Below are 9,255 nucleotides of genomic sequence, written 5' to 3' on the forward strand. Positions count from 1 at the left end.
CGCGTCTGCAAAGGAAACGCCAACTCCTGCTGGCGTTAGGAATCTTGACGCCAATCGGTGTGTTGTTGTGATGCGCGGGACACCCCGACGGTCCTGACCGCGTTGTACAACGTAAGCTGTACCGGTCCCGGAAAGCGGCAAGTGGGGCGATACTACGCGACACCCTCTGCCAGGGCCGCCCCACGGACGGCCGGGCGGCGTGTCCGAAATAGTGAGTATTGGGTCGGCGGTGTAGAACGGGAGATGTGACGGCAATGGCTACGGAAACTCCCCAGCTCAACGCAGCACGTGCCGTCTCCGCCACGGGCAGAGCACGGTGACGGGAACCGACACGGCGCGCGAGACGGAGCGCGCCACCCTCGACAAGGCCGCGGGCGAGAACTTCCCCGTGGCGCCGTTCTTCCTGCCCCGCGACTGGCGCGACGACCTCATGGCCGTCTACGGCTTCGCCCGTCTGGTGGACGACATCGGGGACGGCGACCTCGCCCCCGGCGGCGCCGACGCCGAGCTGCTCGGCGTGTCGGCCACCGAGGCCGAGGACCGCCTCGTCCTCCTCGACGCCTTCGAGACCGACCTGCGCCGGGTCTTCGACGCCACCCCGCACCACCCCCTGCTGCGCCGCCTCCAGCCGGCCGTGCGCCGCCGCTCCCTCACCCCCGAGCCGTTCCTCCGCCTGATCGCGGCCAACCGCCAGGACCAGCTCGTCACCCGCTACGAGACCTACGACGACCTGCTCGCCTACTGCGAACTGTCCGCCAACCCCGTCGGCCGTCTCGTGCTCGCCGTCACCGGCACCGCCACGCCCGAGCGGATCCGGCTGTCCGACCGGATCTGCACCGCTCTCCAGATCATTGAACACCTCCAGGACGTCGCCGAGGACCTCGGCCGCGACCGGATCTATCTGCCCGCCGAGGACCTGAAACGCTTTCAGGTCCAGCAGGCGGATCTCGCCATGACGACCGCGGGCGCACGGTTGCGCGCACTGGTTGCGTACGAAGCGGAACGCGCCCGCGATCTCCTGAATGAAGGCGCCCCCCTGGTGGGTAGCGTCCACGGCAGACTGAGGCTGCTGCTCGCGGGGTTCGTGGCGGGGGGAAGGGCGGCGATCGGTGCGATCGCCGCCGCCGAATACGACGTACTTCCCGGCCCGCCCAAGCCCGGCAAGGCTCAGCTGCTGCGTGAGGTGGGCTCGACTCTGCGAGGAGAGGGGTGATCCGGACCGTGGACTCTGTGCCGCACGTGTCCGCACCGGTACTCGCCGCCTACCGCTACTGCGAGGCCGTCACCGGGCAGCAGGCCCGGAACTTCGCGTACGGCATCAGGCTGCTGCCCACGCCCAAGCGCCGCGCGATGTCGGCGCTGTACGCGTTCTCCCGGCGCGTCGACGACATCGGCGACGGCGCGCTGGCGGACGACGTCAAGACCGAACGCCTCCAGGAGACCCGGGCCGTGCTCACCCGGATCCGCGAGGGCACGGTCGCCGAGGACGACACCGACCCGGTCGCGGTCGCCCTCGCCCACGCCGCCGAGGCCTTCCCGATCCCGCTCGGCGGCCTCGACGAACTCATCGACGGCGTCCAGATGGACGTGCGCGGCGAGACCTACGAGACCTGGGACGACCTCAAGGTCTACTGCCGCTGCGTGGCCGGCGCCATCGGCCGCCTCTCGCTGGGCGTGTTCGGTACGGAACCGGGGGCGCGCGGCGCCGAACGCGCGCCCGAGTACGCCGACACGCTCGGGCTCGCGCTCCAGCTCACCAACATCCTGCGGGACATCCGCGAGGACGCCGAGGGCGGCCGCACCTACCTGCCCGCCGACGACCTCGCCAAATTCGGCTGCTCCGCGGGCCTGGACGGGCCCACGCCACCGGAGGGCTCCGACTTCCCGGGCCTCGTGCACTTCGAAGTGCGGCGGGCCCGTGCCCTCTTCGCCGAGGGCTACCGGCTGCTGCCCATGCTCGACCGGCGCAGCGGCGCCTGTGTCGCCGCCATGGCCGGCATCTACCGCCGGCTGCTCGACCGCATCGAGCGCGACCCGGAGGCCGTGCTGCGCGGCCGGGTCTCGCTGCCCGGGCGCGAGAAGGCGTACGTCGCCGTGCGCGGCCTGTCCGGGCTCGACGCCCGGCACGTGACCCGCCACAGCTCCCGGCGGACCGTCAGGAGGCGCGCCTGATGGACCCCCTGGGCGAGGAGGACTCCACCCCCGGCATGCGGCAGGCAACCCTCCGCCGCGGCGCGGCGTCCCTGACTGCGACGGTCCGCCGTGCATCGTTCCGTCAGCACGACGGACCTGCACAGGAGGACGCACGATGACCGAGGGCACGCGGTCCGGCCGGCCACCGGCCGACCGCCGGACCACCCCGGACCGGGCCGGACGTACCGCCGTGGTCGTCGGCGGCGGGCTGGCCGGTGTCACCGCGGCGCTCGCGCTCGCCGACGCGGGCGTGCACGTGACCCTGGTCGAGGGCAGGCCGAGACTGGGCGGCCTCGCCTTCTCCTTCCGGCGCGGCGAGCTGACCGTCGACAACGGACAGCACGTGTACCTGCGTTGCTGCACCGCCTACCGCTGGTTCCTCGACCGTATCGAGGGGGCGGCGCTGGCACCGTTGCAGGATCGTCTCGACGTGCCCGTTCTCGACGTCGCACGGCCCGAGGGCCGGCGGCTCGGCAGGCTGCGGCGGGACGCGCTGCCCGTACCCCTGCACCTGGGCCGGAGCCTCGCCACGTACCCGCACCTCTCACTCGCCGAGCGGGCCGGGGTCGGGCGTGCCGCGCTCGCGCTCAAGGGGCTGGACCTCGCCGATCCGGCCTTGGACGCACAGGACTTCGGCAGCTGGCTGGCCGCTCACGGCCAGTCGGCGCGTGCCGTCGAGGCCCTGTGGGACCTGGTCGGGGTCGCCACCCTCAACGCGGTCGCGGGCGACGCCTCGCTGGGGCTCGCCGCGATGGTGTTCAAGACCGGTCTGCTGTCCGACCCGGGTGCGGCCGACATCGGCTGGGCCCGAGTGCCGCTGGGCGAACTGCACGACCGTCTCGCCCGCAAGGCGCTCGACTCCGCGGGCGTGCGTACCGAGGTCCGTTCACGCGTCACCTCCGTCTCTACCAACGAGAACGGCAGCTGGAACGTTCAGGTTCCCGGCGAGACGCTCCGGACGGACGCGGTGGTGCTCGCCGTACCGCAGCGCGAGGCGCACGACCTGCTGCCGCCCGGTGCCCTCGACGCCCCCGGGCGGCTGCTGGAGATCGGCACCGCGCCGATCCTCAACGTCCACGTCGTCTACGACCGCAAGGTGCTCGCCAGGCCCTTCTTCGCCGCCCTGGGCACGCCCGTGCAGTGGGTCTTCGACCGCACGGACGCGTCCGGCCTCGGCGAGGGCCAGTACCTCGCCCTGTCCCAGTCGGCCGCGCAGGACGAGATCGACGCACCGGTCGCCGCACTGCGCGAGCGCTATCTGCCCGAACTTGAGCGGCTGCTGCCCCGCGCGCGCGGCGCCGAGGTGAGGGACTTCTTCGTCACCAGGGAGCGCACGGCGACGTTCGCTCCCGTCCCCGGCGTCGGGCGCCTCAGGCCCGGCGCCCGCACCAAGGCACCCGGCCTCTACCTGGCCGGAGCGTGGACCGCCACGGGGTGGCCCGCGACCATGGAGAGTGCGGTCCGCAGCGGAGTGAGCGCGGCCGACGCCGCGCTGAGCGCCCTGGGCCGGCCCCGCCCCCGCCATCTCTTCGAGCTCGAGGAGGCGGCGTGACGCCCGACCGGCACGCGGCAAACTCCCGCACCCCCGGCACCGCAACAAGAGGAGTAACTGTGCCCACTGTGCCCCCGGCCGACCAGGCCGCTCGAGAGACCGCGGTGGACGTGGCCGCGCTCCTGGAGCGCGGCCGGACGCTGGCCACTCCGGTGCTGCGGGCGGCCGTCGACCGGCTCGCGCCTCCCATGGACACCGTCGCCGCCTACCACTTCGGGTGGATCGACGCGGCGGGCAACCCGGCCGACGGCGACGGCGGCAAGGCCGTGCGTCCTGCCCTCGCCGTGCTCTCCGCCGAGGTCACCGGCGCCGCGCCCGAGACCGGCATCCCCGGCGCGGTCGCCGTCGAACTGGTCCACAACTTCTCGCTGCTGCACGACGACCTGATGGACGGTGACGAGCAGCGCCGTCACCGCGACACCGTGTGGAAGGTGCACGGTCCCGCCCAGGCCATCCTCGTCGGTGACGCCCTGTTCGCGCTGGCCAACGAGGTCCTCCTGGAGCTCGGCACGGTCGAGGCGGGCCGCGCCACGCGCCGGCTGACCACCGCCACCCGGGCCCTGATCGACGGTCAGGCGCAGGACATCTCCTACGAGCACCGCGACCGCGTCAGCGTCGAGGAGTGCCTGGAGATGGAGGGCAACAAGACCGGCGCCCTGCTGGCCTGCGCCTCCTCCATCGGCGCGGTGCTCGGCGGCGCCGACGAGCACACCGCCGACACCCTGGAGAAGTACGGCTACCACCTCGGCCTCGCCTTCCAGGCCGTCGACGACCTCCTCGGCATCTGGGGCGACCCGGGGGCCACCGGCAAGCAGACCTGGAGCGACCTGCGCCAGCGCAAGAAGTCCCTGCCGGTCGTGGCCGCGCTCGCGGCGGGCGGCAGCGCCTCCGAGCGGCTCGGCGAGATCCTCGCCGCCGACGCCAAGAGCAGCGACTTCGAGAACTTCTCCGAGGAGGAGTTCGCGGCCCGCGCCGCCCTCATCGAGAAGGCCGGGGGCCGTGACTGGACGGCCGAGGAGGCGCGCCGTCAGCACACCATCGCCATCGAGGCACTCGACGCCGTCGGCATGCCGGACCGCGTCCGGGCCGCGTTCACGGCGCTCGCCGACTTCGTCGTCGTACGGAAGAGATGATCATTATCGGTCGAACAGCCCTCGCGTAGTCGCCGGCCGGAGCGGCGTGGTACTGCGTACCGCACCCGCGCACCGGCCGACGGCGGACCCACAGCAGCACGACTCGACTGCACGAAGGGGAAGCCATGACAGCGACGACCGACGGAAGCACCGGGGCCACACTGCCGTCCCGCGCTGCCGCGGCCAGCGAAACCGACATCACCACCCCCGTCGCGGCCGGGGTGCACGAAGCCGCCGCGGGCGCCGCCCGGCGCGCCACCGACTTCCTGCTGTCCCGGCAGGACGCCGAGGGCTGGTGGAAGGGCGACCTCGAGACCAACGTCACGATGGACGCCGAGGACCTGCTGCTGCGTCAGTTCCTCGGCATCCGCGACGAGGCGACCACCGCGGCCGCCGCGCTCTTCATCCGGGGCGAGCAGCGCGAGGACGGCACCTGGGCCACCTTCTACGGCGGCCCCGGCGAACTCTCCGCCACCATCGAGGCCTATGTCGCCCTCCGCCTGGCCGGCGACGAGCCGGACGCCCCCCACATGCGCAGGGCCTCGGCCTGGGTCCGCGAGCGGGGCGGCATCGCCGCCGCCCGGGTCTTCACCCGGATCTGGCTGGCCCTGTTCGGCTGGTGGAAGTGGGAGGACCTGCCCGAACTGCCGCCGGAACTCGTCTGGTTCCCGAAGTGGTTCCCCCTCAACATCTACGACTTCGGCTGCTGGGCCCGGCAGACGATCGTGCCGCTGACCGTCGTCTCCGCCAAGCGCCCGGTGCGCCCCGCGCCCTTCCCGCTCGACGAACTGCACACCGACCCGGCGCACCCCAACCCGGCCGAGCCGCTCGCTCCGGCGGCGAGCTGGGACGGCGTGTTCCAGCGTCTGGACAAGGCGCTGCACCAGCTGCGCAAGGTCGCCCCGCGCCGGCTGCGCCGGGCCGCCATGAACTCCGCCGCCCGCTGGATCATCGAGCGCCAGGAGAACGACGGCTGCTGGGGCGGCATCCAGCCGCCCGCCGTGTACTCGGTCATCGCGCTGTACCTGCTGGGCTACGACCTGAAGCACCCCGTGATGCGCGCGGGCCTTCAGTCGCTGGACCGTTTCGCCGTGTGGCGCGAGGACGGGGCCCGGATGATCGAGGCCTGCCAGTCGCCGGTGTGGGACACCTGCCTGGCCACCATCGCCCTCGCCGACGCCGGGCTCCCCGCCGACCACCCGGCGCTCGTCAAGGCCGCCGACTGGATGCTGGGCGAGCAGGTCGTGCGGCCCGGAGACTGGTCGGTCCGGCGGCCCGGACTTCCGCCGGGCGGCTGGGCGTTCGAGTTCCACAACGACAACTACCCCGACATCGACGACACCGCCGAGGTCGCCCTCGCCCTGCGCCGGGTGAAGCACCACGACCCGGAGCGGGTGGACAAGGCGATCGGGCGCGGGGTGCGCTGGAACCTCGGCATGCAGTCGAAGAACGGCGCGTGGGGCGCCTTCGACGTCGACAACACCAGCCCGTTCCCCAACCGGCTGCCGTTCTGCGACTTCGGCGAGGTCATCGACCCGCCGTCCGCGGACGTCACCGCGCACGTCGTCGAGATGCTCGCGGTCGAGGGCCTCGCCCACGACCCGCGGACCCGGCGCGGCATCCAGTGGCTGCTCGCCGAACAGGAACCGGACGGCTCGTGGTTCGGGCGCTGGGGCGTCAACTACGTCTACGGCACCGGTTCGGTGGTGCCCGCCCTGACCGCGGCCGGCCTCCCGGGTTCGCACCCCGCGGTCCGCCGGGCGGTGGCCTGGCTGGAGGCGGTGCAGAACGACGACGGCGGCTGGGGCGAGGACCTGCGCTCCTACAAGTACGTCAGGCAGTGGAGCGGCCGGGGCGCCTCCACCGCCTCCCAGACCGCGTGGGCGCTGATGGCGCTGCTCGCCGCGGGGGAGCGGGACTCCAAGGCCGTGGAACGCGGGGTCCAGTGGCTCGCGGACACCCAGCGGGAGGACGGCTCCTGGGACGAGCCGTACTTCACCGGCACCGGCTTCCCCTGGGACTTCTCCATCAACTACCACCTCTACCGGCAGGTCTTCCCGCTCACCGCGCTCGGCCGCTACCTGAACGGGGAGCCGTTCACCCAGAAGCCCGATCGGCAGCCGGCCGGGCGGCCCGTCCCGGAGCTCGTCACGCAGGCCGCCGACAAGCCCCTCGCCGAGGCCGAGGGGAGCTGATGAGCACCCAGCCCGCCCCGCCCCCGCTGCTGATCGCCTGCGCGCTCGGCATCGAACGCCTCGCCCTGCACGGGCGGGGCGGTGGAGGCGGGCCGGTGACCGTCCTGCGTACGGGCATGGGGCCCAAGGCGGCGGAACGGTCCGTCACCCGGCTGCTGGCCGACCCGGGTTTCGCCGGGGCCGCCGTCCTGGCCTCCGGCTTCTGCGCGGGGCTGGCTCCGGGGATGCACCCCGGCGACCTGGTCGTCGCCGAGGAGACCCGGGACCCGCGCGGGAGCGTCGGTTGCGTCGGCACCGACCTGCTCGTCAAGGAACTCGCGCGCATCCTGCCCGGACGCACCGTCCACACCGGTCCGCTCACCGGCTCCGACCACGTCGTCCGTGGTCAGGAGCGGGCCGGTCTGCTCTCGACCGGCGCGATCGCGGTCGACATGGAGTCGGCGGCCACGCTCCTGAGCGCCGTCCGCGCGGGCGAGCGCCCGGTTGCGGCCGTCCGGGTGGTCGTGGACGCTCCAGAACATGAACTCGTCCGGATCGGCACGGTGCGCGGTGGAATATCAGCTTTCCATGTTCTTCGTTCCGTCCTTCCCGCTTTCTACGAATGGCACCGTTCTTTGCTGCTCCCCCGGAGGTGAGCCAGATGGCCATGCCGCTGCGTCAGTCCATCAAGGTCGCTACATACCTGGCCGAACAGAAACTCCGTAAGCGGGACAAGTTCCCGCTCATCGTGGAGCTGGAGCCCCTCTTCGCCTGCAACCTCAAGTGCGAGGGCTGCGGCAAGATCCAGCACCCGGCCGGCGTGCTCAAGCAGCGCATGCCGGTGGCGCAGGCCGTGGGGGCGGTGCTCGAATCCGGCGCGCCCATGGTCTCCATCGCCGGTGGCGAGCCGTTGATGCACCCTCAGATCGACGAGATCGTGCGTCAGCTGGTGGCGAAGCGGAAGTACGTCTTCCTGTGCACCAACGCCCTGCTGATGCGCAAGAAGATGGACAAGTTCAAGCCCTCCCCCTACTTCGCGTTCGCGGTGCACATCGACGGACTGCGGGAGCGGCACGACGAGTCGGTCGCGAAGGAGGGCGTGTTCGACGAGGCGGTGGAGGCCATCAAGGAGGCCAAGCGGCGCGGCTTCCGGGTGACCACCAACTCGACCTTCTTCAACACGGACACCCCGCAGACGATCATCGAGGTGCTCAACTTCCTCAACGACGACCTCAAGGTCGACGAGATGATGATCTCGCCCGCCTACGCCTACGAGAAGGCGCCCGACCAGGAGCACTTCCTGGGCGTGGAGCAGACCCGCGAGCTGTTCAAGAAGGCCTTCGCGGGCGGCAACCGGCGCCGCTGGCGGCTCAACCACTCCCCGCTGTTCCTCGACTTCCTCGAGGGCAAGGTCGACTTCCCGTGCACCGCCTGGGCGATCCCGAACTACTCGCTCTTCGGCTGGCAGCGGCCCTGCTATCTGATGAGCGACGGGTACGTGCCGACGTACCGGGAACTCATCGAGGACACCGACTGGGACAAGTACGGCCGCGGCAAGGACCCGCGCTGCGCCAACTGCATGGCGCACTGCGGCTACGAGCCCACCGCCGTGCTGGCCACCATGGGGTCGCTCAAGGAGTCCCTGCGCGCCATGCGCGAGACGGTCTCCGGGAACCGGGAGTGACGTCGTGACCGCCGTTCCCTTGGGCGTTCCCGAGGTACCGGTCCGGCCGGTGGCGCCGCGGCGCGTGTCGCGGCGGATCCAGGTCGGACCGGTGGCGGTCGGGGGCGGGGCCCCGGTGTCGGTGCAGTCGATGACGACGACCCGTACGTCCGACGTCGGCGCCACGCTCCAGCAGATCGCGGAACTGACCGCGTCCGGCTGCCAGATCGTGCGGGTCGCCTGCCCGACGCAGGACGACGCGGACGCGCTCGCGACGATCGCCCGCAAGTCCCGGATCCCGGTCATCGCCGACATCCACTTCCAGCCGAAGTACGTGTTCGCGGCCATCGAGGCGGGCTGCGCGGCCGTCCGCGTCAACCCGGGCAACATCAAGCAGTTCGACGACAAGGTCAGGGAGATCGCGCGGGCCGCGAAGGATCACGGGACGCCGATCCGCATCGGTGTCAACGCCGGCTCCCTCGACCGTCGCCTGCTCCAGAAGTACGGCAGGGCGACCCCGGAGGCGCTGGTCGAGTCGGC

General features: G+C 72.0%; 9 protein-coding genes. All 9 read left to right on the top strand.

Annotated features, from left to right (window positions below):
• The first annotated feature begins 316 nt into the window (after positions 1-316).
• Entirely contained in the window at positions 317-1,213 is an 897-nt protein-coding gene (gene hpnC, locus ABZ915_RS18965) for a squalene synthase HpnC (RefSeq protein ID WP_361803810.1), read from the top strand.
• Complete coding sequence (gene hpnD, locus ABZ915_RS18970; protein WP_361803813.1) at positions 1,210-2,172, top strand: presqualene diphosphate synthase HpnD; 963 nt, start codon at positions 1,210-1,212, stop codon at positions 2,170-2,172. The genes hpnC and hpnD overlap by 4 nt, the downstream gene beginning before the upstream one ends.
• Before the next feature lie 35 nt (positions 2,173-2,207).
• Positions 2,208-2,312 (top strand): DUF6380 family protein, encoded by a 105-nt coding sequence (locus ABZ915_RS18975; RefSeq protein ID WP_361803889.1) that lies wholly within the window; start codon positions 2,208-2,210, stop codon positions 2,310-2,312.
• Positions 2,309-3,745, top strand: a complete 1,437-nt coding sequence (gene hpnE, locus ABZ915_RS18980) for a hydroxysqualene dehydroxylase HpnE (protein ID WP_361803816.1) — start codon at positions 2,309-2,311, stop codon at positions 3,743-3,745. Before ABZ915_RS18975 ends, hpnE begins: the two co-directional genes overlap by 4 nt.
• 68 nt (positions 3,746-3,813) lie before the next feature.
• On the top strand, positions 3,814-4,878 hold the full coding sequence (locus ABZ915_RS18985; protein WP_361803892.1) for a polyprenyl synthetase family protein: 1,065 nt from the start codon (positions 3,814-3,816) through the stop codon (positions 4,876-4,878).
• 125 nt (positions 4,879-5,003) lie between these two features.
• Entirely contained in the window at positions 5,004-7,073 is a 2,070-nt protein-coding gene (gene shc, locus ABZ915_RS18990; protein WP_361803819.1) for a squalene--hopene cyclase, read from the top strand.
• On the top strand, positions 7,073-7,708 hold the full coding sequence (locus ABZ915_RS18995) for a 1-hydroxy-2-methyl-2-butenyl 4-diphosphate reductase (protein ID WP_361803822.1): 636 nt from the start codon (positions 7,073-7,075) through the stop codon (positions 7,706-7,708). The genes shc and ABZ915_RS18995 overlap by 1 nt, the downstream gene beginning before the upstream one ends.
• A 5-nt stretch (positions 7,709-7,713) precedes the next feature.
• A complete protein-coding gene (gene hpnH / locus ABZ915_RS19000) occupies positions 7,714-8,736 on the top strand; it encodes an adenosyl-hopene transferase HpnH (RefSeq protein ID WP_361803825.1) in 1,023 nt (340 codons plus the stop codon).
• 4 nt (positions 8,737-8,740) lie between these two features.
• Positions 8,741-9,255 (top strand): flavodoxin-dependent (E)-4-hydroxy-3-methylbut-2-enyl-diphosphate synthase (locus ABZ915_RS19005; protein WP_361803828.1); only part of this gene is annotated, 515 nt, incomplete at its 3' end.

It is taken from the genome of Streptomyces sp. NPDC046915, from assembly GCF_040644935.1.
Taxonomy (GTDB): domain Bacteria; phylum Actinomycetota; class Actinomycetes; order Streptomycetales; family Streptomycetaceae; genus Streptomyces.

Bases quoted from the DNA above. Each gene is read 5' to 3' on its own strand.
- hpnH (WP_361803825.1), top strand. From the start codon at position 7,714: ATGGCCATGCCGCTGCGTCAGTCCATCAAGGTCGCTACATACCTGGCC.
- hpnE (WP_361803816.1), top strand. From the start codon at position 2,309: ATGACCGAGGGCACGCGGTCCGGCCGGCCACCGGCCGACCGCCGGACC.
- ABZ915_RS18995 (WP_361803822.1), top strand. From the start codon at position 7,073: ATGAGCACCCAGCCCGCCCCGCCCCCGCTGCTGATCGCCTGCGCGCTC.
- shc (WP_361803819.1), top strand. From the start codon at position 5,004: ATGACAGCGACGACCGACGGAAGCACCGGGGCCACACTGCCGTCCCGC.
- ABZ915_RS18975 (WP_361803889.1), top strand. From the start codon at position 2,208: ATGCGGCAGGCAACCCTCCGCCGCGGCGCGGCGTCCCTGACTGCGACG.